Here is a 25074-nt window from a genome sequence, read left to right as displayed (position 1 = left end):
GGATTTATAATCATTCTGCGTTATCTAAAAAATCTTTAACGCGTTCTGTTAACTTATCAAGGAACGAGCGTCGTTCTTTAACCGGTTTTTCCTTTATTTCTTCTTTAGGAGCTTCAGCCTCTTCAATTTCTTTTTGTTGCTGTTGCTCAATCTTTTTTCGGTCTTCACGTTTTAAGCCATCTAAAACCAAACCTACTGCGGTAGCGTACAGCGGGCTTGTGATATCCTCATCACTATCGCCTGCCAAATGCTCGTTCGGGTAGCCTATTCTGGTGTCCATGCCCGTTATATATTCCACCAATTGCTTTAAATGTTTTAACTGCGCGCCGCCGCCTGTTAACACAATGCCCGCAATGAGTTTCTTTTTTTGCTCTTCGTGACCGTAGTTTTTAATCTCAACATAAACCTGCTCTACAATTTCAACAACACGCGCATGAATTATTTTGGATAGGTTTTTTAAAGTGATTTCCTTTGGCTCTCTACCTCGCAACCCCGGAATAGACACAATCTCGTTGTCTTTATTTTCCCCGGGCCATGCCGAACCAAATTTTATTTTTAAAAGCTCCGCTTGTTTTTCAATGATGGAGCATCCTTCTTTTATATCTTCAGTTATCACATTGCCTCCAAATGGGATTACCGCTGTATGCCGAATGATACCATCTCTAAAAATGGCTAAATCGGTGGTTCCGCCACCAATATCGATTAATGCTACGCCCGCTTCTTTTTCCTCTTGACTCAATACCGCATTTGATGAGGCCAATGGTTCTAAGGTGATGCCTTCTAAATTTAAACCAGCACTTTGAATGCAACGCCCCACATTTCGAATAGATGATACTTGCCCAACAACCACATGGAAATTAGCTTCCAATCGTCCGCCGTACATCCCGATGGGTTCTTTTATTTCGGCTTGCCCATCAACCTTATATTCTTGTGGCAACACATGGATAATTTCTTCACCGGGAAGCATCACCAATTTGTGTACTTGGTTAATCAGTCTGTCAATATCGTTATCGTCAATAACGGTTTCAGAATTAGAACGGGTGATATAATCGCTATGTTGAAGGCTGCGTATATGTTGCCCCGCAATACCAACGGTTACGCTAATAATTTTCATATCGGCTGCAGCTTCGGCCTCTTGAACGGCCTGTTGGATAGATTGAATGGTTTGGGTAATATTATTTACCACACCACGATGCACACCCAAACTTTTAGATTTACCAATACCCAAAATTTCGACTTTGCCGTATTCGTTTTTACGACCAATCATAGCCACAATTTTTGTGGTTCCTATATCTAATCCTACTGCTAAATTATGCTCCATGGTTTACGTTTTGCTCAATCATTGAGGTTTTACATTCAATGCTTTCACCGTTTATTAACTTATTCAATTTAGTTTACTGCACACTACTTGGTTTTCAAATTGCAAATTGACTTTGCTATAGTTATTAAGCGTTTTGTCCTTTTGATTTTTTTGATAAAACGCCTTTAGGTTATTGATTTTCTTATCTAAAAAATCAACGTTGCCTAATTGAACTATAAAATTACACTGCCTAAGTTTTAAGTAGATTTTTTTATTGGCACTTTGATGAATTTCAATAACATTCTTTTTCAGAAAATCATCGTTCCTAATTTTATGGGCTACTTTATAGACATTTTTTAAATTATTTTTTTCAACATAACCAGTAACTAACGGCACTCTTGCCGAATAATTATTTGATAACGGCATGTATGAACCTTCGTCATCAATATAATAAGACGCATTTGTGCTTACTCTTGCAATAGGTTTTTTTTGTTCAATTTCCGCGTTAAGTGTACCATTAACAGCAACATACACTTCCGCAGTTTTTATCATGGGATTAGATTTTAGGGCGTTTTCTAATTCATTCAAAACTAAAGTTTCTTTGGGTACATTTTTAACCCCTTTGTAATTTTGTATTAACAATTTACTAACAGCCTCATTAGTAATAAAAAGGTTGTTTTCGCCAATAAATTTCACCTGCGGTTTGCTAATTGTTCTTTGTCCGTTTCTACTTGAAGAAAAAGCAAACAAAAACACTACCAACCCTAGCAGACAAATCATTTTTATGTAATTCCAGTTAACTCGCAAGGCTCAATTCTTTTTTAATGTGTTTTACTTCTTCGCCAATATCGCCAGCCCCCATAGTCAATATGATTTGGGCATGACTTTTTTGTATGGTTTTTAACAAATTGGCTTTACTAACCAATTGTTTGTTTTCATTTTTTATTTTACCCAACAACCACTTGGATGTTACACCTTCAATGGGCGCTTCGCGAGCTGGATAAATATCTAACAATACGATTTCGTCGAACTGCGATAGACTTTTAGCAAAATCGTCAACAAAATCCCGTGTTCGTGAGTACAAATGAGGCTGAAAAATAGCCAATGTTCTTTTTTTAGGATACATTTCCCGAACCGCTTGATGCACCGCATTGATTTCTTCGGGGTGATGCGCATAATCGTCAATAAACACTAAATCCTCGGTTTTTATTTGATAGGTAAATCGACGTTTAACACCTTTATAAGATGCTAAAGCTTTGGCGAGCTGTTGGTGTGGGCAACCATATTCTACAGCCATCGCCAAGGCTATTAATGCATTCGACAAATTATGTCTACCAGGTAGGTTAAATTCTAAATTTTCAAGTACCCTTTTTGGTGTTTTCACATCAAAAACATAGGTGCCGTTTTCTATTTTTATATTTTGAACGCTGTAGTCTGAATGGTCTTCAATGCCATAAGTGATGCCTTTTAATGGCAATCCGTTTTTAACAAACAACTTTCCCTTGGGTTTTATTCGTTTTGAAAAATCCTTAAATGAATGTATTAATTCTGAAGCTTCTCCGTAAATGTCCAAATGGTCGGCATCCATTGAAGTTATGCATGCCAAATCTGGCGATAAGGTTAAAAACGATCTATCAAACTCATCAGCCTCAACCACTGAAACTTCAGTTCCTTTTAATATTAAATTCGAATTATAATTTTCGCTAATGCCGCCTAAAAATGCCGTTAATTCAACACCGCATTCATACATTAAATGCCCTAGAATACTAGTTGTTGTTGTTTTTCCGTGTGTACCTGCAACGGCTAAGCAATAGGTGTTTTCGGTTATCAACCCTAAAACCTCAGAGCGTTTTAACACCTGAAAACCATGCGCTTTAAAAAAATTTAATTCGGTATGGTTTTTAGGAATTGCCGGCGTGTACACCACCAAAGTGCTTTCGGGGTTTAAAAATTTAGCATCAATTTGTTCAACGGTATCATCAAAATGAATTTGAATATTTAAAGCCGACAACGCATCAGTAATTGCAGTTGGCGTTTTATCATAACCAGCTACATGTTTGTTATTGGCGTGAAAGTAGCGCGCCAAGGCACTCATGCCAATGCCGCCAATGCCAATAAAATAGATGTTATGTTTGCTTTTTAAATTCATTTATTTTTTGAGCAGTTTTTCTACTTCGTCGACTATTTCTTTTGTGGCATTAACCAATGCCAGTTTTTTTATATTTTTTCCCAGTTCTTTTTGTTTTTCCGCGGAAGCGATTAACTGCGAAAACTTGTTCTCGAAATCGGCATCTAAATCTTCTTCTTTAATAATTAATGCCGCATTGTTTTTAACCACAGCCATAGCGTTTTTGGTTTGATGGTCTTCGGCAACATTTGGCGACGGTATAAAAATTACGGGTTTGCCCACAATGCACAACTCCGATACCGAAATGGCTCCTGCTCTGGAAATCACAATATCGGCCGCGGCATAGGCAAAATCCATATTATTTAAAAACTCATAGACCTGTACGTTTTTTGTGTTTCCGTAAATTTTATATTGCTGGTAATACAGCTTGCCGCATTGCCAAATTATTTGCACGTTTTGAGTATCTAGAAAATCCAATTCTTTTTCAATCAATTCATTAATTCGTCTTGAACCCAAACTGCCGCCAATGACCAAAAGCGTGAATTTTGCGTGTTTTAAATTGAAATGGTTTTTGGCTTCAACCGTTTTAGTGTCAATATCCAATAAATCTTGACGTACGGGATTTCCTGTTTTAATCAGTTTTTCCTTTGGGAAAAAGCGCTCTAAATTATCATACGCCACACAAATTTTATCTACTTTTTTTCCTAACAATTTATTTGTAATGCCAGGAAAAGAATTTTGCTCTTGTATTAAGGTTGGAATCTTATTTAAGGTAGCCACATACAACAATGGCCCGCTTGCAAAACCACCTGTGCCAATGGCAATATCGGGTTTAAAGGCCTTAATGATTTTTCTGGATTTAAAAAGGCTACTGTTCACTTTAAAAGGAAACGATAGGTTTTTTAGAGTCAGTTTTCGTTGAATTCCAGAAATCCACAAGCCTTTAATATCATATCCTGCTTGGGGCACTTTTTCCATTTCCATCCTGTCTTTTGCACCAACAAATAAAAATTCAGCATCGGGATAACGAGACTTAATTTCGTTTGCAATGGCAATAGCAGGATAAATGTGTCCGCCTGTGCCTCCTCCGGAAAGGATAATTTTATATGTGTCTTTTTTTGCCACTAATTCACAAATGTTTTTTTTTATATACCTACAAGGTTTTTGAAACCTTGCAGGATAACTTAAATCGCTTCCGATAGAATTTCTAACGGATTATCTTCACTGTTTTCTTGTTCTTTTATTTCTTCTCGTTTTGCACTTACGCTTAGTATGATACCAATAGCTAAACAGGTCATCCAAATAGATGTGCCTCCACTACTAATTAACGGCAGGGTTTGCCCTGTAACGGGGAACAATTCTACTGCCACGGCCATATTAATTAACGCCTGAAACACAATGGGCAAGCCCACACCAAGCACTAATAGTTTACCAAAAATGGTGTCTGATTTCTGCGCTGCTATTACGATTCTGAACAACAGCCACATGTATAAAATCATGATGGTAAAGCCTCCCAACAACCCGTATTCTTCGATAATTATGGCGAAAATAAAATCGGATGAGGATTGCGGTAAAAAATTCTTTTGTATGCTTTTTCCCGGACCAACACCTTTTACACCCCCAGAAGCAATGGCTATTTTGGCTTTTTCAATTTGGTAATCGGCCACAGTATCTTCAGGGTCGGAAAAACTTTCTATTCGGCTCATCCAAGTGTCCACCCTATTTGGCATAGCATCGGGAAATGCTTTTGCTATCAACACAAACATCACCAACACCAAAACACCAGAGCCTATAATTACGGCTAAATACCGAATGGGGTATCCGCCCAAAAAAACCAACATAACAACCATTAAAAACATAATGGCTGCCGTTGAAAAGTTAGCCGGAAGTATGAGCACCAATATCAAAAAAACCGGCAACCAAAGCGGCAATATAGTCTCTTTAAATGTTACCGTTTTGTCCTTTATTTTAGACATATAACGCGCTACATAAACCATTAATACCACCGATGCAAATGTGGAAGTTTGAAACGACATGCCCACAATGGGTATTTGTATCCATCTACTAGCATTTGCGCCTTCAATGGTGGTGCCTTGCAACATGGTAATGCCTAACAGCACCAAGGCCACAGGAACCAACACCAACGAAAGGCCTTTAAAATATCGATATGGAATTTTATGCACCCCATACATAATAACAAACCCTAAAAACAAATGCATAAAGTGCTTGACAAAAAACGCAAACGTGTTACCGTTACCTCCCCGATAAGCCAAATTACTTGCAGCACTATACACTGGTAAAAACGACAGTATAGCCAACAGCGCCACTATAGCCCAAATCAAACGATCTCCTTTTATGTTTTTAAATAGTGTTTGCACTTTTGTTATAAATTTCTTACTGCATTTTTAAACTGACGACCTCGGTCTTCGTAATTTTCAAACAAATCGAAACTGGCACAAGCTGGCGACAACAATACGTTATCACCTGATTCAGCGATTTTATAAGCTATTTTTACGGCTTCAGACATAAATTGTGTTTCAACTATGATATCAACCATATTTCCAAACGTGCGCATCAGCTTTTCATTATCGGCACCCAAGCAAATAATGGCTTTTACTTTTTCGTTTACAAACTGAAACAATTCTTCGTAATTATTGCCTTTATCTGTTCCGCCAACAATCCAAACCGTAGGTGCATCCATACTTTCCAAAGCATAATATGTCGCGTTTACATTGGTTGCTTTTGAATCGTTTATGTACTGCACTTTATTGATTTTCAATACACTCTCCAAACGATGCTCGACACCTTGAAAATTTTCTAAGCTTTCGCGAATGGTTTGCTTTCTAATTTTTAATAAATGTGCTACTGTCGAGGCAGCCATAGCATTTTTAACGTTGTGTTTTCCCTCTAATGCTAGATTTGTTGTTGGCATAATTATCTGGTTGTTATCTATTGTTATTATTATATTTTGTTTGTCTAAATACGCGCCATTTTTTATTGTTTTTGTCAACGAAAATGGCAATAATGTGGATTGAATTGGATGGTTTTTTAAATGATTGGTAATCACGTCGTCATCGGCATCGTAAATCAAATAATCGTTATTTGTTTGATTCATCGCTATTCTAAATTTTGAAGCGATATAGTTTTCAAATTGATTATTATACCTATCTAAATGATCGGGCGTTATATTGGTAATCACAGCTATTTTTGGTTTAAAATCGATAATATCATCTAACTGAAAACTACTAATCTCAAGCACGTAATTTTTAAAATCGTCTTCTAAAATCTGTTTTGCAAAACTGTCGCCAATATTGCCGGCCAACCCCACATTTAACTCTTGTTTTAAAATATGATGCGTTAAGGTTGCCGTTGTGGTTTTACCATTGCTTCCTGTAATTCCTACTATGGTTGCTTTGGTGAATTTTGATGCAAACTCAATTTCTGAAACCACCGGAATTTGATGTTCGCGAATTTGTTTTACCAAAGGCACTTTATCTGGAATTCCCGGGCTTTTCATGACGATATCGGCTTTCAAGATTTTACTTTCCGAATGCATTTCATCTTCCCATTCAATCTCATTATGTATAAGAACTTGTTTATATTTTTCTTTTATTTTTCCTTTATCGGAAACAAAAACATCGTATCCTTTTGCCTTTCCCAAAAGCGCTGTTCCCACACCACTTTCTCCTCCGCCAAGAATCACCAACCGTGTCATCTATCGAATTTTCAATGTTACAATCGATAGAATAGCCAGCAGTATGCCCACAATCCAAAATCGTGTTACAATCTTACTTTCGTGATACCCCGATTTTTGATAATGATGATGCAGTGGTGACATTTTAAAAATGCGACGTCCTTCTCCGTATTTTTTCTTGGTATATTTAAACCAGCTCACTTGCATAACCACCGATAAATTTTCTGCTAAAAATATACCGCACAATACAGGGATGAGCCACTCTTTACGCACCGCTATGGCGATTACCGCTATAATGCCGCCAATGGTTAAACTTCCCGTATCGCCCATAAACACTTGTGCCGGAAAAGCATTGTACCATAAAAACCCAATGAGCGCACCCACAAAGGCGGCGATGTAAATTGTAATTTCTTCCACCCGTGGGATGTACATAATATTGAGGTATTCAGAGAAAATAATATTACCCGAAACCCACGCAAAAATGCCCAAAGTGAGCACAATTATGGCCGATGTTCCGGCTGCTAATCCATCAATGCCATCGGTAAGGTTTGCACCGTTTGACACGGCAGTTATTATAAAAATGGCCACTAGAATAAAAATAACCCAAGCGTATTTTTCTAAATCCGGGCTTATCCAGGTGATTAATTTTGCGTAATCAAATTCGTTCCCTTTTACAAAAGGAATGGTTGTTTTGGTTGATTTTATTTCGTCTTCAAATAATTTTGAAGGTTCTATTTTTGGATTTTCGGCCAAAAGCTCTTGCCGCACTTCTAACGGAAGTTTTTCTTTCATGGTCACATCGCTATGAAAAAACAATGTGGTTCCAACAATGATTCCCAAACCTATTTGCCCTAACACTTTAAAACGTCCTTTTAAACCGTCTTTATCGTTTTTAAACTTCTTTAAATAATCGTCAAGAAAACCAATAACCCCCATCCAAAGCGTGGTAATAATCAGTAAAATAATGTATATATTTTCTAGTTTGGCGAACAACAAAACCGGAATTAATGTGGCAAGAATAATAATGATACCACCCATAGTTGGCGTGCCTGCCTTTTCTTTTTGACCTTCCAATCCTAAATCCCTAATGGTTTCTCCCATTTGTTTTTTTTGAAGAAAACGAATGATTCTTTTTCCGTAAATGGTAGAAATTAGCAATGATAAAATCATAACTAATGCTGCTCTAAAAGTTAAATAACTAAAGAGTCTTGCTCCTGGCACTTGGAATTCGCTTTCTAAATATTCAAATAGGTAATACAGCATTTATACTATTTTTTATTGCTTATTTTTATAATTTATTGTGGATTCCTGCCTTCGCAGGAATGACAAAAATTATTTCTGTAATTGTTTTAAAAATTCCTGTACTATTTTATAATCATCAAAATCAAAGCGTTCGCCTTTAATTTCTTGATAGGTTTCGTGCCCTTTTCCCGCTATTAAAATAATATCGTTAGGTTGCGCCATTTGGCAGGCCGTTTTAATAGCCTGTTTTCTATCGGTTATGGTTACTGTTTTTTTAAAATTTTGAGGCTCGACACCTTTTTCAATATCTTCAAGAATGGCCTCCGGTTTTTCGCTTCGCGGATTATCGTTTGTAAAAATCACTTTACTGCTTAATGCCGAGGCTATGTGTCCCATTTTTGGACGCTTGGTTTTGTCTCTATCGCCACCGCAACCAACAACCGTTATTAATGCTTCGTTTTTGGTGCGGATACTATTAATGGTTTCCAACACATTTTTTAAGGCATCAGGCGTATGTGCATAATCTACAATGGCCGTTATTTTTTCATCTGAAATGATGTATTGAAACCGCCCGCTAACACTTTCCAATTCGCTAATCAACCTTAAAATCTCCACTTTTTCCAAGCCCAATAATTCCGCGGTAGCGTAAATTGCCAATACATTATACGCATTGAAATTCCCGATAAGCCGCGTCCATATTTCACTGTCGTTCACTTTTAGCAATAAACCACCAAACTGGTTTTCCAATATCTGCGCTTTATAATCGGCATAGCCTTTTAAAGCATAGGTGTACTTTTTCGCCTTTGTATTTTGCAGCATGACCAATCCGTTTTTATCATCGGTATTCACAAGTGCAAATGCTTTTGACGAGAGACTGTCAAAAAACACTTTTTTTACATCGCGGTATTCCGCAAATGTGTTGTGATAATCCAAATGATCGTGAGACAGATTGGTGAAAATGCCGCCTTCAAAATACAATCCCTCAATTCTATTTTGATGAATGCCGTGAGAGCTCACCTCCATGAAGCAAAACTCGACACCGACTTCGTTCATTTCCTTTAAATACCTATTTATGGTTAACGAATCTGGCGTGGTATGAGATGCTTTGTACGTTTTATTATCGACTACTATTTTTACCGTTGAAAGCAAACCGACTTTAAACCCTGCTTTTTTAAACAATTGATACAGTAAACTTGCCACGGTGGTTTTTCCGTTGGTTCCCGTAACTCCAACAAGCTTCAAGTTTTCTGAAGGCGCACCGTAAAAATTTGATGCCATAAACGCCAAAGCTCTGTTGGAATTATCGACTTCAACATAGGTAACGCCATCAACCAAATGTTCCGGTAATGTTTCGCAAACAATGGCTACGGCTCCGTTTTTTATAGCGACATCAATAAATTTATGCCCATCAACCACATGACCTTTAATAGCGACAAAGAAGTCAGCTTTTTTAATGTTTCGCGAATCGAAATGCACAGCATTTACAGACACACTCGTGCTCCCAACAACGGCGTTGATGGTTACTTTGTACAGTATGTCCTTTAATACTATCATGATGCTTTTAAAACGATGGTTTGATTGTTTTTTAGCTTTATGTTTTTACTGATAGATTGCTCTTTTACAGTGCCACTACCTTTAAGTTTCACTTTAATGTTTACATCCATATTTTCCAATAAGGCCACGGCATCCATAGCGGGCAACCCAACAACGTTTGGCATAATGGTTTTATAGGTCTGCGCTGTTTTATAAAAGCTTTCGTATTCTTTTTCTGTTGATGCGCTTTTAACTTCTAAAGACGCAACCTCATCAATAATGGGCGTATCGGTAAATATTTTTTGAGCAATTTTTTTGAAAACAGGCCCAGATACATCGGCACCGTAATACCCAACACTTTTATCTGGCTCGTGGATAACAACAATGCAAGAATACTTTGGGTTATCCGCTGGAAAATACCCCGCAAACGACGAGATGTAATTCAGTTTTTCCTTATCGCTGTAATCTTTTTGACAAGTCCCTGTTTTCCCTGCCATCGAGAAATTTTCAGAGTACAATTTATTACCCGTTCCGTGCTTTTTCTCAACCACGTTCTTTAATAATTGTTGCACTTTGGCAACAGTTTCTTTCGAGCATATGCGCCCGTTTATCACCTCTTTTTCAAAAGGCACAATGGTTTCATCAAACTCTTTAACCTCTTTTAAAAACTGCGGTTTTACCATAACACCATCATTGGCAATCGCGTTATAAAATGTTAGGGTTTGCAGTGGCGTAAACGACACACCGTAGCCATACGCCATCCATTGCAATGCAATACCGCTCCAGCGTTTGTTTTTTATTCGTGGGTCTGGAATAATCGGACTGGGTTCACCAATAATGGGCAATCCTAATTTTTCATTCAAGCTCATACTGTAAAGCCTATCGACAAACTTGCTTGGATTTTTCCCATAAGCCTCATCGATAACCTTAACGATTCCTGTATTTGACGACACTTCAAAAGCTTTGGCTACCGATATTTTACCATAGCCGCCATGTTTTGAATCTCTTACTTTTTTTCCATAAAATGACAAGATCCCTTTTTCGGTATCAACCACATCACTGGTATCAATCACCTTATCTTCAAGAGCCGCTGCAAGCGCCATGAGTTTAAATGTTGAACCCGATTCGTGAGATTCCCCAACGGCATAATTCAAACGTTCGTAATAATAGCCTTTACTATTTCTACCTAAATTAGAAATAGCTTTCACCTCGCCCGTTTCTGTTTCCATGACCACCACGCAACCGTGGTCTGCCTTGTATTTTTCCAACTGCTCCAAAAGTGCATGATGCGCGATATCTTGAATGTTTACATTAATAGTGGTGTACACATCGTAACCATCTTTGGGTTCAATTTCGTTCGCGTCGCTTAACGGTTTCCATTGCCCTTTTCCTATTTGCTGTTTTTTTCTTTTCCCGGGTGTGCCTCGTAAATACTGAATACCGTACGCGCCATCAATCCCAGGTCGTGTTACATTACCATCCTCATCAAAACGTTCGTAACCAATAGTACGTTGCGCGATGCCACCCATAGGATGTTCGCGTTTTGTAGTTTGTTTTACAATTAATCCGCCTTTAAAAGCACCAAGATTTAACAATGGAAAGTTTCTGATTCTGATATAATCCGAATACCCAATATTTCTGGCCAACAAATAATATCTGTTTTTATTCGCTCGGGCTTTTCTGATTTCCTTTTGATAATAATTAGACGATTTCCCCGAGAATTTTGATAGTGAATCGCACAATGGCTTTAAATATTTCTCGAAGGTTTTTGAGGTTGGCGTAATGGCATCAATTCTAATATCGTATTTAGGAACCGAGGTGGCCAACAAATTCCCGTTTGCCGAATACACATTGCCTCTGTTGGCAGGAATAACAACATCTTTAATTATGCGCTCACTTGCCATGGCTTTGTATTTATCGCCTTGTATAAATTGAATACTCAGCAATTTAAACACCACAGCAGCCCCGAAGATGAACATACATCCTGCTATAAAATACAATCGGTTTAATATGCCTTTCTCGTTTACTGCCAAGGTTCGCTTTTTAATTTTGGGATTTTACTTTTATTTTTTTGGGCGGTATCACCGATGGCGACAGCCCTTTTTCTTTCATTTTACTAACGACTGCCGATTCCATTTTGAGGCGCATCAGTTTTGATCTGCCATCAATAAATGCCGAACGCATTTCGTTTACTTCATTTTTTAATCGCGCAACTTCGTACACTTTTTTATCGGCACTGTGCGAACTTGCAATCATAACAATAGCCAAACCAGATATAAAAAGAATCATGCGCCAATTTTTAAACGAATCGTCGCTCACTAAAAATGTTCCTTTTAATATACTGTAAATGTTTTTTTTCATTCTAGCTTTTTAATTTTCATCATTGTGAGCCTTTTTAGGCGTGGCAATCTGTTTCTTTTTATTTATTAATAAACGTTTTTCAATTCAAGAGATTCTCACGTCTCAAAAAATGCTCCTCAGAATGACACCCTATTAAAGTTTTTCAGCAATTCGAAGTTTCGCACTTCTTGCCCTACTATTTATTTTAATTTCTTCTTTTGATGGCACAATTAAACCGTTTACTTTTTTTAACGGTACTTCAAAATTCCCGAACATATCGCGTTCTGGTTCGCCTTCAAACAATCCGTTTCTTATAAAACGCTTTACCAACCTGTCCTCCAAAGAGTGATAGGATATAAAACTTAAACGGCCACCAACTTTTAATATTTCCGGTGTTTGCATCAAAAACTCTTTTAACGCCTCAATTTCCTGATTCACTTCAATCCGAATCGCTTGATAAATTTGCGCCAACACTTTATTTTCATGTCGCGGTGGCAAAAACTTTTTCAATACTTTTTTTAATTGCTCGCTTGTTTTTATTGGCTCGTTATCCCGATGCTCTACAATTAATCTCGCCATGGCCGGAGCAGCGCGCAATTCACCGTACTGCAACAACACTTGCTTTAAGCGTTCTTCCCCATATTCGTTAACCACATTAAATGCAGACAGCTCGTTTTGCTGGTTCATGCGCATATCCAAATCGGCTTCAAAACGTGTTGAAAAACCACGTTCGGCAACATCAAATTGATGTGACGACACACCAAAATCGGCCAAAATGCCATCCACTTCTTTTACACCATGAAATCTTAAAAACCGTTTTACGAATCTAAAATTCTCATGTATTAAGGTAAACCGATCATCATCAATTGCGTTTTCAAGAGCATCCAAATCCTGATCGAAAGCAAACAACTTTCCGTGTTTACCAAGTCGTTTTAAGATTTCCTTACTATGCCCGCCGCCGCCAAAAGTGACATCGACATAAACACCATCTTCTTTTATATTTAAACCATCAACGGTTTCTTTTAATAAAACTGGGTTATGATATTCCATGGTCGTCATCGTCTTGTCCCATAACTTCTTCAGCTAAATCCGCAAAATCAATCGCGGCATCATCAATAGCTTGCTCGTATTTATCTTTATCCCAGATTTCGATGATGTTTACCGCTGGAGAAATCACGATGTTTTTTGAAATACCCGCAAATCCAATTAGGTCTTTCGGAATCAACAAACGCCCACTCCCATCAATATCCACCATGCGTGCACCGGCATTAAACCGACGGATAAAATCGTTGTTCTTCTTTTTAAACCTATTGAGCTTATTTATTTTTTGCATCACGGTTTGCCACTCGCTCATGGGATACAATTCCAAACACGGCTGAAACACCGAACGCCTTAGCACAAACCCATCTTCTATAACAGATGCCAATTGCTTTTTCATGCCAGAAGGCATCATAAGCCTGCCTTTGGCATCTACTTTACAATCGTATGTTCCTATTAATGAGTTCAAAGCGATTTATAATCGTTTTAAGGTTTAAGTTTCAAATATATCGAAAATTTTACCACATTTTACCACTTTGTTGCACTTTGTTAATAATTTTTCGATTAAATACCATTTTAAATAGATATTAAATGGCTGGAAATATTTTAACCACTTGCTATCAGTCCCTTACAAAAAAATCTAATTTTATAAACACACTGTTAACATCTTCATTTAAAAACAATTATTCCCTACTTAAATTAAAATGGCTGAAATATGAATGAAATAACTATATTTGTTTAAACGAAAAAAGACTAACCAGTTAATGACGCATCGTTTAAGAAAAGAAAAGAATTATAGCTATATTGAAGTTGGAGAAGGCAAACCCATTATTGTTCTACACGGTTTAATGGGCGGATTAAGCAATTTTGATTCTGTCACAAATTTTTTCAGCAAAAAAGGATATAAAATTATTATCCCCGAATTACCAATTTACAGCATGTCTTTACTTAAGACCAACGTAAAAAGTTTCGCCAAATATCTGCATGATTTTATTGAGTTTAAGAGATATGAAGATGTTATTTTGTTAGGCAATTCGCTTGGTGGACACATTGGTTTATACCACACCAAATTATTTCCAGAAAAAGTAGAAGCCCTAATAATTACCGGAAGCTCAGGCCTATACGAGAGCGCTATGGGTGGCGGCTATACAAAACGCAGTGATTACGAGGTGATAAAAAAGAAAGCGCAAGATGTGTTTTACGACCCTGAAATTGCGACAAAAGACATAGTCGACGAGGTTTACAAAACGGTAAACGACCGCAACAAACTTATTAAAACACTGGCCATTGCCAAAAGTGCGATTAGGCACAATATGGCTAAGGATTTACCGAAAATGCAAACACCAACCTGTATTATTTGGGGTAAAAACGACACGGTTACACCGCCAGAGGTTGCCGAGGAATTCAACGAGCTTTTACCGGATTCGGAGTTGTTTTGGATTGACAAATGCGGACACGCCGCTATGATGGAACACCCCGATGAATTTAACCAAATTCTCGATGCTTGGTTGCAGAAACGCAAAATTTAAATTACCATAACGAGTATAATTAATGAGAATCCTCCCGATAACTATCGGGATTCTCGGGAATGACAAAAAAATGAAAATCAAGTCTGCCGAATTTGTAATGAGCAATTCCGATGTTGCAAAATGCCCAAAAAGCATGTTGCCGGAATATGCATTTATTGGTAGAAGTAACGTTGGGAAATCGTCGTTAATCAATATGTTAACCAGCCGAAAAAGTTTGGCAAAAACTTCGGGCAGACCAGGAAAAACGCAACTTATCAATCATTTTTTAATTAATAAAAACTGGCATTTAGTCGATTTACCCGGTTATGGTTACGCGCGTGTTTCAAAAAGTGCAAAAAAGGTTTTCCAGAAATTTATAACCCAATATTTTGGGTTGCGCGAGCAATTGGTTACCGCTTTTGTTTTGGTTGACATTAGGCATGATCCGCAACCTATCGATTTAGAATTTATGCAGTGGCTGGGTGAAAATGGTATTCCGTTTTCAATTATTTTTACCAAGGCCGACAAGCTGAAACCCAAAGCTATCGAAAGATATGTTGAAGCTTATAAAAAAGTGCTTCTAGAAACTTGGGAAACCATGCCCAATTACTTTATAACCTCATCAACCAAAGACATCGGTAAAGATGAAGTTTTAAGTTATATAGATGAGTTGAATGGGAATATGGATTTATCTTCTAGCTAAAATTCCTTAAGCTTTTCTTTTTTGATTAATTGAAAAAAAACAGAACTTCGTTTAGGTCTTACAACAAAAAACTGTGTACAACATTTGAAAAACCCTGAAATTAGAGAGCAAATGAACCTTGAAGTTGATACATATCTCGACAATTTAAACAAATGGCAAAAGGAGCTATCGAGACTCCGTGACATCGTAGCCAATTGTGGATTGACCGAGGAATTTAAATGGATGCACCCATGCTATACTTATAATAAAAAGAATATTGCATTACTTCATGGATTTAAAGATTACTGTGCTATACTTTTCCACAAGGGCGCATTATTGAAAGATCCAAAACGTATTCTCATACAACAAACAGAAAACACCCAATCCGCCCGACAAATCCGATTCACCAATCTATCGGAAATTGAAACACTTAAACCCGTAATTAAAGCCTATATCTATGAAGCCATTGAAGTTGAAAAAGCGGGATTAAAAGTAAAGAAGAAAAAAACTTCAGACTTAGAAACACCCGAAGAATTAAAACAAAAATTCATAGAAAATCCAGATTTCGAAAATGCCTTTAATAACCTAACTGAAGGTAGGAAAAGAGGCTATCTTTTACATTTTTCTAAGCCGAAACAAGCAAAAACCCGAATTTCGAGAATAATAGAACATACCGATAAAATCTTTAAAGGAAAAGGGCTGAACGATTGCGTTTGTGGTCTTTCAAAAAGATTTCCAAATTGTGATGGCTCTCATAAACAATTGAAAAAAAAGTGAGCTGCTGCGCTATACAAATTTTTCAGGTCCATCCTTTTTAGTTACCAAGGCCCCAACCACAACCTTATTCGTATTCTATAGCTTTAAATAAATTATCTTTTTGGCCTTCAATACATAGCAAAATCATTACGGTAACTGGAGCTGTAATTTTAGTTTGTTTTAGTATTTTAGCTTACTAAATTTATAATTGATGAAAAATCACATTATTCTATTCGCATTGCTTTTTTTAGTCTCTTGCAACAAACAACAAAGCAACTTTCAAAACGATTTTGAAGCGGTAAAAGACAGCCTAAAAACCATTTATGCGCCAGATACCCGGGTTGAAGTTTTTGATATTAAGCTAGAAAAAAAAGATAAAACCTTATCCGTTACCGGAGAAACCACCAACGCTGACGTTGTTTCGATTTTTAATGACCAACTCACGCCTTTAATTGATAAAACCGGAGCGTTTCATATTGATTACACCATCGATTTATTACCCAACAAATCTGTTGGAAAAACCAAATATGCCGTTGTTAATAACTCGGTAGCCAACATACGCTCAAAACCCAAACATTCGGCAGAATTGGCAACACAAGCCATTTTAGGAACGGTTTTAAACGTACTGAAAATTGATGGTGATTTTTATTTAATACAAACCCCCGATCGCTATATTTCTTGGGTAGATCACGGTGGCGTTAAGCTAATGACCGCTGCAGAACTAAATACATGGCAAACCGCCCCTAAAATAATATATACCCAAACTTTCGGGCATGCTTACGCATCAAAAAACGCAAATGCGCCTATTGTTTCAGACCTGGTTTTAGGTGCTCAATTAGCGCTTTTGGAAACGGGTAAAAACTTTTACAAAGTAGCTTATCCTGATAGTCGTGTGGGCTACATCAATAAAAAGGAAGCTGTTATTTACAACCATTGGATTAAAACCGTGCAGCCTTCCGGCGATTTAATTGAAAATACCGCAAAACGTTTTGTGGGTTCGCCTTATTTATGGGGCGGCACATCAACCAAAGGAATGGATTGTAGCGGCTTTACCAAAACAGTGTATTTAATGAATGGGTTTGTAATCCCGAGAGATGCTTCACAACAAATTAACGCCGGTGAAGTTGTGGATTCAAATTTGGCTTTTGAAAATTTACAAAAAGGCGATTTATTGTTTTTTGGCAAAAAAGCAACCGATAGCACCAAACAGCGTACCACCCACGTCGGCATTTGGTTAGGCAATGATAAAAACGAATTTATACATGCCGCAAGTCAAGTTAGAATAAACTCCATAAACCCTAAAGCAGATAATTATGACGCCTTCAACAAAAACAGGTATTTAGGCGCAAGACGTTATTTGGGTGTTGAAGATGCTATGATAATCGATTTAAAAAAAGACACTACCGTAAAACTATAACTAAGTACAAACCAAAAACGCTCCAAAAGTTTTTAAGCATTTAGAGCGTTTTTTATTTTAATGAATTCGAAAATCAATACACTTGCAAAAACTAATCTTTTACAGTCGCTACTTTTTTAATCGTGTAAGACATTTTTAAATCTTCAAGAACATTTAAAGCCTCTTCAATGTAAACATCCTTACTTAAGCTTTGATGCCATCTTTCGCGTTTTTCCCTTAAATCCGTGGTGTCACTTTCAAAAAGATTTCTCTCAAAAGCATGTGATGTAAAGGTTAAGTTTGTTTTGTAATTTGATATCGCATCAAAGCGTTTTGATTCCAATTCGTTTAAATCATTGGCCGATTTATAAGCCTCATATTTTAAGGGCACAACGGTATCGTCAATTTTACTTTTCACCCATTTGGCATTCTCTTCAATAAGCTTTAACTGTTCGTTATTACGCATGCGCTCATTGCTTCTTTTAATGGTTTCGTCGTAATCAAAATAACCATCCCAAACGGTATAATTGGCAGCATCTATTTCGTCCCAAGGCAAAGGGTTTTGCTTATCTTTTTCGCCTACATCTATAAAACTGAATCGCCCGGGCACCGTAACATCGCTTTTTACGCCTTCCAACTGTACCGAGCCGCCATTGATTCTGTAATATTTTTGAGTAGTTAAGGCCAACGAACCCAAATCGCCACTGGAACTATTTCTAACTACATTGTTTAAATTCACCACATTTTGCACGGTTCCTTTTCCATACGTTTGTTTGCTTCCAATAATAATGGCGCGCTTGTAATCTTGCATGGCCGCTGCCATAATTTCGGATGCCGAAGCAGATATTTCGTTTACCAAAATAACCAATGGACCATCCCAAGTAATGGATTTATCCTTATCTTTTAAAACCTCTTTGGGCTTTGCTGTTGAGCGTACTTGCACAATAGGGCCTTCTTCAATAAACAAACCTGCCATATCTACTACAGCGGGCAACGAACCACCGCCGTTGTTACGTAAATCGAGTACCAAACCTTGCATGCCTTCAGCCTTTAAGCGCTCAATTTCCTCTTTAACATCGGTTGCAGCGTTAAGCTTTTTGTAATCATTGAAATCCAAATAAAACGAAGGTAAATTTATAACTCCAAACTTTTTATTGTTTTTCTCTACCAATGACGATTTGGCATAAGTTTCGCCTAACTCAACAATATCCCTGGTAATGGTAATATCTTTAATGGAGCCATCAACTTTTTTAATAGTTAAGGTTACTTTAGTGCCTTTTGGCCCTTTTATCAACTTAATGGCATCGTCTATTCGCATACCAACAATACTAACCGCCACGTCTTCATCCTCTTGTTTTACCTTTAAAATAACATCGCCCATTTCCAGCTCTTTGCCTCGCCATGCGGGACCTCCGGATACTAAATACGTTACTTTTATATAGTCCATACGTTTTTGAAGTCCGGCACCGATACCTTCGAGTTTTCCAGACATACGCTGATCGAAAACTTCTTTACTACGAGGTGCCAAATAATAGGTGTGCGGGTCGAACTCTTCCACAATGGCGTTTACATAAACGGCAAAATAGTCGTCGCGTTTTAAGTCGTCGATATTATCGTTAAAATATATATCAAGGGATTTTAAGGTCGCTTCTCGCGCTTCCTTTTCAATAGCTTCCTCGGTTTTCATAACATAGGATGGGTCCTTTTCTTTAGCTTGCCGTTCCTGTGTAAAGATATCGTCGTAATTTGTAAGTGTTGAAAACTTAAGTTGTTGCCTCCAACGCTCTTTTAATTCTTTTCGGTTTTTGGCGTAAGCGGTGTTTTCAGAATTCGTATCGAAAACCTCATCTTTGGAATAATCAAAGGGTTGTGCTAGCACTTCCTTGTAAAGCGATTTAGCTTCCTGAATTCGTTTTAACATACGCTCGTGCGTCACATTAAAAAAGGTGACGTCTGAAACTTTTAACTGATCATCTATCGTAAATTTATAATTTTCAAAATCTTTAATGTCCGATTCGTAAAAGTAACGTTTTAGGGGATCGACGGTTTCTATATAACCTGAAAATAAGGCTTCCGAAAATTCATCATCCATAGCAATAGGATCGAAATGAAGTTGTTCCAAAACATTTTTAATAATGTGGATTAGCAATTTATCTTTATCAGAATCATCAAATGTTTTAGTGGTAAAACTACATGATGCAAATGCCAGCAACACCATTAACAGCAATACTTTATAATTCCTCTTCATAATATTTTTCATCTGTTTATCTTTTTCTTGAATTTTAAAAAACAACTCCGATTTAAAAAAAATCAATTGTTATTTTTCACTAAAATAAAGAAAAAACCATGCCAACACAGACATTTGCTACTAATTTTTTGTTAAAGCAAAGAAATTAAGTGTTTGCTGACTAAATTATGTATTTTAGCGGTGTATTTACAACCAATATATGACAAAAAGACCTCTGATTTTAGTAACTAACGACGATGGCATTAATGCTCCGGGCATTAGGGCTTTAATTGAAGTAATAAATACCATTGGCGATGTTGTAGTTGTTGCACCCGATAGCCCGCAAAGTGGCATGGGGCACGCCATTACCATAAACTCGACATTATACGTTTGGCAAATAAATTCCGATAACGAGTCACAATTGGAATATTGCTGCTCCGGAACTCCTGCCGACTGCGTAAAACTTGGCGTTAGGGAAATATTGGACAGAAAACCCGACTTGTGCGTTTCTGGCATAAACCACGGCTCCAACTCTTCTATTAACGTGATTTACTCTGGCACGATGAGTGCCGCCATTGAGGCCGGTATTGAGGGCATTCCTGCTATTGGATTTTCGTTATTGGATTACAATTGGAAAGCTAATTTTGAAGCCTGTAAACCGTTTGTTAAAACCATTACCGAGAACGCCTTAAAACACGGCATCCCTGAAGGTGTGGTTTTAAATGTGAACATCCCAAATGTTTCAAAAGAACAAATAAAAGGCATAAAAATCTGCCGACAAGCAAAAGCCAATTGGGTTGAAGCATTTGACAAACGACAAAATCCCCAAGGGAGGGACTATTATTGGCTTTCGGGCAAATTTGTTAATTTGGATAGCGGCGAAGATACCGACGAATGGGCATTGGAAAACAATTATGTTTCGGTAGTGCCAACACAATTCGATTTAACGGCGCACAACCATATAAAAACATTAAACAACTGGAATTTAAACCGGTAATGGCATAAACTGAAAACCCATACCAATTGAATTACTAAATAACGGATTGTTGCAAAATTTAAGTAAATGAAAAAAGAAATTTTTATAGGCATGTTTGTAGGATTGATCGCTAACGCTATCGGCCTCATTTTAGCGGCAACTTTTTTAGGCGGCGGTGACGATTTTACTACCGTAATAAAAAGTGCCGCTGCCGAAGGTTTTTTGGGTAAATTAATAAGTTTAGGAGCTATTTTAAATCTGGCTGCTTTTTTTATCTTTATAAAAAAGAAACAGGATTATCGCGCCAGGGGCGTTTTGTTAATCACTGTTTTTATCGCTGTTTTTACCTTTGTATTTAAACTTTTTTAAATCAAAGCGATTTGCTTAAAAATATAAAATAATCGCATGAAGTACTATATTATTGCTGGCGAAGCATCGGGCGATTTACACGCCTCCAACTTAATGAAAGCACTGCAAAAAGAAGATGTTAATGCTAACTTTAGGTTTTGGGGCGGCGACCTTATGCAAAATGTTGGCGGTACTTTGGTAAAGCATTATAAAGAGCGTGCTTTTATGGGGTTTATTGAAGTAATTTTGAATCTCAATAAGATATTTAAAGACATTTCGTTTTGTAAAAAAGATATCGAATCTTTTAATCCGGACGTCATCATTTTTATAGACAATTCGGGGTTTAATTTACGTATTGCAAAATGGGCAAAACAAAAAGGTTTTAGAACCAATTATTACATTTCGCCACAAGTTTGGGCATCCAGGGCCAATAGAGTACACGCTATTAAAAGGGACATTGATGCGATGTACGTTATCCTGCCCTTTGAAAAAGAGTTTTATAAAAACAAATTTGATTACGATGTTACTTTTGTTGGGCATCCTTTAATTGATGCCATTGCCGACAGAACACAGGTTAACGAATTTGATTTTAGAACCACTTACAACCTAAGCAACAAACCAATTATTGCACTTTTACCGGGCAGCCGAAAACAGGAAATCACCAAAATGCTTTCTGTAATGCTTAGTTTAGCTAACCATTTTACAGATTATCAATTTGTTATTGCGGGGGCACCAAGTCAGGATTATGCATTCTACAAAACCTTTATTAAAAACCCCAACGTTCGGTTTATCGACAATAAAACATACGATTTGTTAAGTGTTTCCACAGCGGCATTGGTAACTTCTGGCACCGCCACCCTTGAAGCGGCCTTGTTTAAAATACCGCAAGTGGTATGCTATAAGGCCAGTAATATTTCGTATCAAATAGCAAAACGGATTATTACTTTAAAATTTATTTCTTTGGTTAATTTAATTATGGACAGAGAAGTGGTTACGGAGCTTATCCAAAATGATTTCAATAAAAAAAGACTGAAAAAAGAATTGGAATCAATACTCAGCTCTGAAAAAAGAAAGCAGCTATTTTTAGATTATTACGATTTAGAAAAAAAACTTGGAGGTAAAGGTGCTAGCGAGAAAACGGCTAAACTTATTTACAAATCCATTAAAGCATAAATATGAAGAAGTTTCTTTTAATACTTTTGTTAATGGCAGGCTTTAGCGGCTGTAAATCTTCTAAATCTGTAACAAAAAAATCGAAAGTAGTTGTAAAAAAACCCGAAACCGAACCACTTTATAAAGCTGAGAACATTATCGATTTCGCTAAAAAATTTGAAGGCACACGCTATAAATATGGCGGCACCACAAAAAAAGGAATGGATTGTTCGGGCTTAATTTATACGGCGTTTAAAAGTGAAGCCATTTCGCTTCCCAGAACCACAAAAGCCTTGGCCATTACTGGCGATTGGATAGACCTAAAAGAAGTTAAAAAAGGCGATTTGCTTTTTTTTGCTACCAAAAAAAACAGCCGAAAAGTGAACCATGTGGGCATTGTAACAACATCGCAAGTGGGGCGCGTAGAGTTTATTCATTCAACCACAAGCAACGGCGTTATAACTTCGGAGCTATCCGAACGCTATTGGTATTACGCCTTTGTTCAAGCAAGGCGTGTTCTTTAAAAAAATATTTTACACCGCTACGCTTTAAGAATTTAGAATCGAGGCTTGTCTCTGACTTTGACAAACAACAGTTGCCGCAAATTAACCCAATTAGATTAGGTCTTTCTCGGTATCGAACAATTTTACTCGGATATTGTTGATTTCAAAATTCATTTGGGATTATAGTTTTTTTAGTAACTTTCGGTTGTATGAAGTTACTCAATTTCACCATTATTAAATTAACGTGTTTCTTAATTTTAGGAATCCTCATTTCGTACTTATTCCCTATTTCCATCCGCTTAAGCATAGACATAACGGTGGGGTTACTGGTTATTTTATCTATCTTTTTTTTAAAGGCAAGAAAACAATTTGTCAAAACCATTTGGTTTGGTATTGCGGCTTACATTTTAATGATTTTTATTGGGTTTTTAACCACGTCTTTTCATAATCAAAAAAACTTTTCGAATCATTATTTAAAATTTATTTCAGTTGAAAAAGATTCACTGGAAACCGTAACATTTAGAATTAGAGAGGTTTTAAAACCGGGGAATTATTACGATAAATACGTTATTGATATATTAAAAATCAACGACAAAACGGTTTCGGGAAAATCGTTGTTAAACATTCAAAAGGACACGACGCAATCCGCATTAAAAGTAGACGATATCATTATTGGAAATATTGCTTTTCAGAATCTTATTCATCCATTAAATCCACATCAATTTGATTATAAAAAGTATCTCGAAAAGAAATACATTTATCATCAAATATTTACTGAAAACACATCGCTTTTAAAGACAAGTTCCGATAGGCACACCTTATTTGGGATGGCCGATAATATTCGAGAACACATCAATTTAAAACTCGAACCCTATCATTTTAAACCCGATGAACTCGCTATAATTAACGCTTTATTACTTGGGCAACGACAAGACATTAGCGAAGAAGTTTACACCAGTTACACGAATGCAGGTGCCATACATATTTTAGCTGTTTCTGGATTGCATGTGGGTATTATTTTACTCATTTTAACCTTTGTTTTTAAACCCATAGAACGCTTAAAACACGGCAAACTTATTAAAGCCATTTTACTCGTTTTATGCTTGTGGTGTTTTGCTTTAATTGCTGGTTTGTCGGCGTCGGTAACCAGGGCCGTAACCATGTTTAGCATTGTTGCCATTGCCATGAATTTAAAGCGGCCCACCAATGTTTACAACACTTTGGCCATTTCCATGTTTGTCATTTTACTTTTTAAACCCTTGTTTTTATTCGATGTTGGTTTCCAGTTAAGCTACTTAGCCGTTTTTGCCATTGTAGCCATAGACCCGATGTTGTATAATTTATGGCGGCCAAAAAATTGGTTTCTCGACAAATATTGGCACACGCTTACCGTAACGGTTTCGGCACAATTTGGAATAATACCGGTTAGCTTATTTTATTTCCATCAGTTTCCGGGGTTGTTTTTTATTTCGAATTTGGTCATTATTCCATTTTTAGGGCTCATTTTAGGATTGGGAATTCTCGTGATTCTATTGGCAGCAATTAACATACTCCCAAACTTTTTTGCCGAAATTTACGGTTATATTATTAGCGGTATGAACGGTTTTGTAGGTTGGGTCTCTAAACAAGAGGCCTTTCTTTTAAAAGATATTGCTTTTGGTTTAATTTATGTTTTCGCATTCTATTTAGGCATTATTGCACTTGTGAAATTTTTGAAGAAACGCAGCTTCTCGAATTTAAAATTGCTACTCGTTTCGGTAATATGCATTCAATGTGCTTTTATTTATATACATTACAAAAACACTTCAAATGAATTTATAGTGTTTCATAAAAGTCGGTATAGTTTACTGGGAAACAGCACAAACCACAGCCTTTTGGTTGCTCATGATTTTGATAGCTTAACGGCTTCAAAAAATAAAATAATAAAAGATTACACGGTTGGAAATCATATAAAAACCATTAAAAAAGATACGCTAAAATCTATTTATATTTTAAATGATAAAACGCTTTTAGTTGTTGATAGTTTAGGTGTTTACAATATAAAATCGTTTCAACCCGATTATGTGCTGTTGAGACAATCGCCTAAAATAAATTTGAATAGACTGATTGATTCCATAAAACCGAAACACATCATTGCCGATGGCAGTAATTACAAATCTTACATTAAGCAATGGGAAGCTATTTGCGAAAAGAGAAAACTCCCTTTTCACCAAACTAGTAAAAAGGGAGCTTTTATTATTGCTTATTAAAA

The 25074-nt window shown here is 36.8% G+C and carries 22 protein-coding genes; 9 read left to right on the top strand and 13 right to left on the bottom strand.

Going from position 1 to position 25074, the window contains the following annotated elements:
• Positions 1 to 10: 10 nt before the first annotated feature.
• The 12 genes from ftsA to mraZ form a co-directional block, all read right to left on the bottom strand.
• Positions 11 to 1321: a cell division protein FtsA gene (gene ftsA / locus ACN5J7_RS03945; protein ID WP_311940757.1), complete on the bottom strand. Its 1311-nt coding sequence runs from the start codon at positions 1319 to 1321 to the stop codon at positions 11 to 13.
• A gap of 63 nt (positions 1322 to 1384) precedes the next feature.
• Complete coding sequence (locus ACN5J7_RS03940) at positions 1385 to 2080, bottom strand: cell division protein FtsQ/DivIB (RefSeq protein ID WP_418602870.1); 696 nt, start codon at positions 2078 to 2080, stop codon at positions 1385 to 1387.
• 16 nt (positions 2081 to 2096) lie between these two features.
• Positions 2097 to 3449, bottom strand: a complete 1353-nt coding sequence (murC, locus tag ACN5J7_RS03935; protein WP_418602868.1) for a UDP-N-acetylmuramate--L-alanine ligase — start codon at positions 3447 to 3449, stop codon at positions 2097 to 2099.
• Positions 3450 to 4553: an undecaprenyldiphospho-muramoylpentapeptide beta-N-acetylglucosaminyltransferase gene (gene murG, locus ACN5J7_RS03930; protein WP_418602866.1), complete on the bottom strand. Its 1104-nt coding sequence runs from the start codon at positions 4551 to 4553 to the stop codon at positions 3450 to 3452. It abuts the gene before it with no gap.
• Positions 4554 to 4612: 59 nt separating this feature from the next.
• Entirely contained in the window at positions 4613 to 5806 is a 1194-nt protein-coding gene (locus tag ACN5J7_RS03925) for an FtsW/RodA/SpoVE family cell cycle protein (RefSeq protein ID WP_418602864.1), read from the bottom strand.
• 5 nt (positions 5807 to 5811) lie between these two features.
• A complete protein-coding gene (murD, locus tag ACN5J7_RS03920; protein ID WP_418602862.1) occupies positions 5812 to 7143 on the bottom strand; it encodes a UDP-N-acetylmuramoyl-L-alanine--D-glutamate ligase in 1332 nt (443 codons plus the stop codon).
• A complete protein-coding gene (gene mraY / locus ACN5J7_RS03915; RefSeq protein ID WP_311940736.1) occupies positions 7144 to 8385 on the bottom strand; it encodes a phospho-N-acetylmuramoyl-pentapeptide-transferase in 1242 nt (413 codons plus the stop codon).
• A 69-nt stretch (positions 8386 to 8454) separates the two neighbouring features.
• Positions 8455 to 9918, bottom strand: a complete 1464-nt coding sequence (locus tag ACN5J7_RS03910; protein WP_418602861.1) for a UDP-N-acetylmuramoyl-L-alanyl-D-glutamate--2,6-diaminopimelate ligase — start codon at positions 9916 to 9918, stop codon at positions 8455 to 8457.
• Positions 9915 to 11876, bottom strand: a complete 1962-nt coding sequence (locus ACN5J7_RS03905; RefSeq protein WP_418603232.1) for a penicillin-binding protein — start codon at positions 11874 to 11876, stop codon at positions 9915 to 9917. The genes ACN5J7_RS03910 and ACN5J7_RS03905 overlap by 4 nt, the downstream gene beginning before the upstream one ends.
• 64 nt (positions 11877 to 11940) lie before the next feature.
• Positions 11941 to 12258 carry an FtsL-like putative cell division protein gene (locus tag ACN5J7_RS03900; protein WP_418602860.1) on the bottom strand — a complete coding sequence of 106 codons (318 nt, stop codon included), beginning with the start codon at positions 12256 to 12258 and terminating at the stop codon, positions 11941 to 11943.
• Between the two features lie 132 nt (positions 12259 to 12390).
• Positions 12391 to 13287, bottom strand: a complete 897-nt coding sequence (rsmH, locus tag ACN5J7_RS03895; protein WP_418602859.1) for a 16S rRNA (cytosine(1402)-N(4))-methyltransferase RsmH — start codon at positions 13285 to 13287, stop codon at positions 12391 to 12393.
• Entirely contained in the window at positions 13274 to 13744 is a 471-nt protein-coding gene (mraZ, locus tag ACN5J7_RS03890) for a division/cell wall cluster transcriptional repressor MraZ (RefSeq protein WP_311940722.1), read from the bottom strand. The genes rsmH and mraZ overlap by 14 nt, the downstream gene beginning before the upstream one ends.
• A gap of 295 nt (positions 13745 to 14039) precedes the next feature.
• On the opposite strand from mraZ, the gene ACN5J7_RS03885 reads away from it, so the two are divergent.
• The 4 genes from ACN5J7_RS03885 (at position 14040) to ACN5J7_RS03870 (ending at position 17638) form a co-directional block, all read left to right on the top strand.
• Positions 14040 to 14804 carry an alpha/beta fold hydrolase gene (locus ACN5J7_RS03885; RefSeq protein ID WP_418602858.1) on the top strand — a complete coding sequence of 255 codons (765 nt, stop codon included), beginning with the start codon at positions 14040 to 14042 and terminating at the stop codon, positions 14802 to 14804.
• A 70-nt stretch (positions 14805 to 14874) separates the two neighbouring features.
• A complete protein-coding gene (gene yihA, locus ACN5J7_RS03880; protein ID WP_418602857.1) occupies positions 14875 to 15486 on the top strand; it encodes a ribosome biogenesis GTP-binding protein YihA/YsxC in 612 nt (203 codons plus the stop codon).
• An 84-nt stretch (positions 15487 to 15570) separates the two neighbouring features.
• Positions 15571 to 16242: a DUF1801 domain-containing protein gene (locus tag ACN5J7_RS03875; protein WP_418602855.1), complete on the top strand. Its 672-nt coding sequence runs from the start codon at positions 15571 to 15573 to the stop codon at positions 16240 to 16242.
• Positions 16243 to 16432: 190 nt separating this feature from the next.
• On the top strand, positions 16433 to 17638 hold the full coding sequence (locus ACN5J7_RS03870; protein WP_418602853.1) for a C40 family peptidase: 1206 nt from the start codon (positions 16433 to 16435) through the stop codon (positions 17636 to 17638).
• A gap of 91 nt (positions 17639 to 17729) precedes the next feature.
• On the opposite strand, the gene ACN5J7_RS03865 is transcribed toward ACN5J7_RS03870, so the two are convergent.
• The gene (locus tag ACN5J7_RS03865; protein WP_418603231.1) at positions 17730 to 19865 is read right to left on the bottom strand and encodes a carboxy terminal-processing peptidase; all 2136 of its coding nucleotides are present in this window, start codon (positions 19863 to 19865) and stop codon (positions 17730 to 17732) included.
• 199 nt (positions 19866 to 20064) lie between these two features.
• Between ACN5J7_RS03865 and surE the strand changes: the two genes are divergently transcribed.
• From surE to ACN5J7_RS03840, 5 genes are all read left to right on the top strand, one after another.
• A complete protein-coding gene (gene surE, locus ACN5J7_RS03860) occupies positions 20065 to 20841 on the top strand; it encodes a 5'/3'-nucleotidase SurE (protein WP_418602851.1) in 777 nt (258 codons plus the stop codon).
• Positions 20842 to 20907: 66 nt separating this feature from the next.
• Positions 20908 to 21189 (top strand): hypothetical protein, encoded by a 282-nt coding sequence (locus ACN5J7_RS03855; protein WP_311940701.1) that lies wholly within the window; start codon positions 20908 to 20910, stop codon positions 21187 to 21189.
• Between the two features lie 36 nt (positions 21190 to 21225).
• Positions 21226 to 22341 carry a lipid-A-disaccharide synthase gene (gene lpxB / locus ACN5J7_RS03850; RefSeq protein ID WP_311940698.1) on the top strand — a complete coding sequence of 372 codons (1116 nt, stop codon included), beginning with the start codon at positions 21226 to 21228 and terminating at the stop codon, positions 22339 to 22341.
• Positions 22342 to 22343: 2 nt separating this feature from the next.
• Positions 22344 to 22844, top strand: a complete 501-nt coding sequence (locus ACN5J7_RS03845) for a C40 family peptidase (RefSeq protein ID WP_418602849.1) — start codon at positions 22344 to 22346, stop codon at positions 22842 to 22844.
• Positions 22845 to 23032: 188 nt separating this feature from the next.
• The gene (locus ACN5J7_RS03840; protein ID WP_418602848.1) at positions 23033 to 25072 is read left to right on the top strand and encodes a ComEC/Rec2 family competence protein; all 2040 of its coding nucleotides are present in this window, start codon (positions 23033 to 23035) and stop codon (positions 25070 to 25072) included.
• Positions 25073 to 25074 lie beyond the last annotated feature (2 nt).

The organism is Hwangdonia sp. (genome assembly GCF_048381975.1).
In the GTDB taxonomy this organism is placed as follows: Bacteria; Bacteroidota; Bacteroidia; order Flavobacteriales; family Flavobacteriaceae; genus Hwangdonia; species Hwangdonia seohaensis.
Note: the sequence above shows the minus strand (reverse complement) of the source record. Positions and strands in the feature narration are given on the sequence as shown.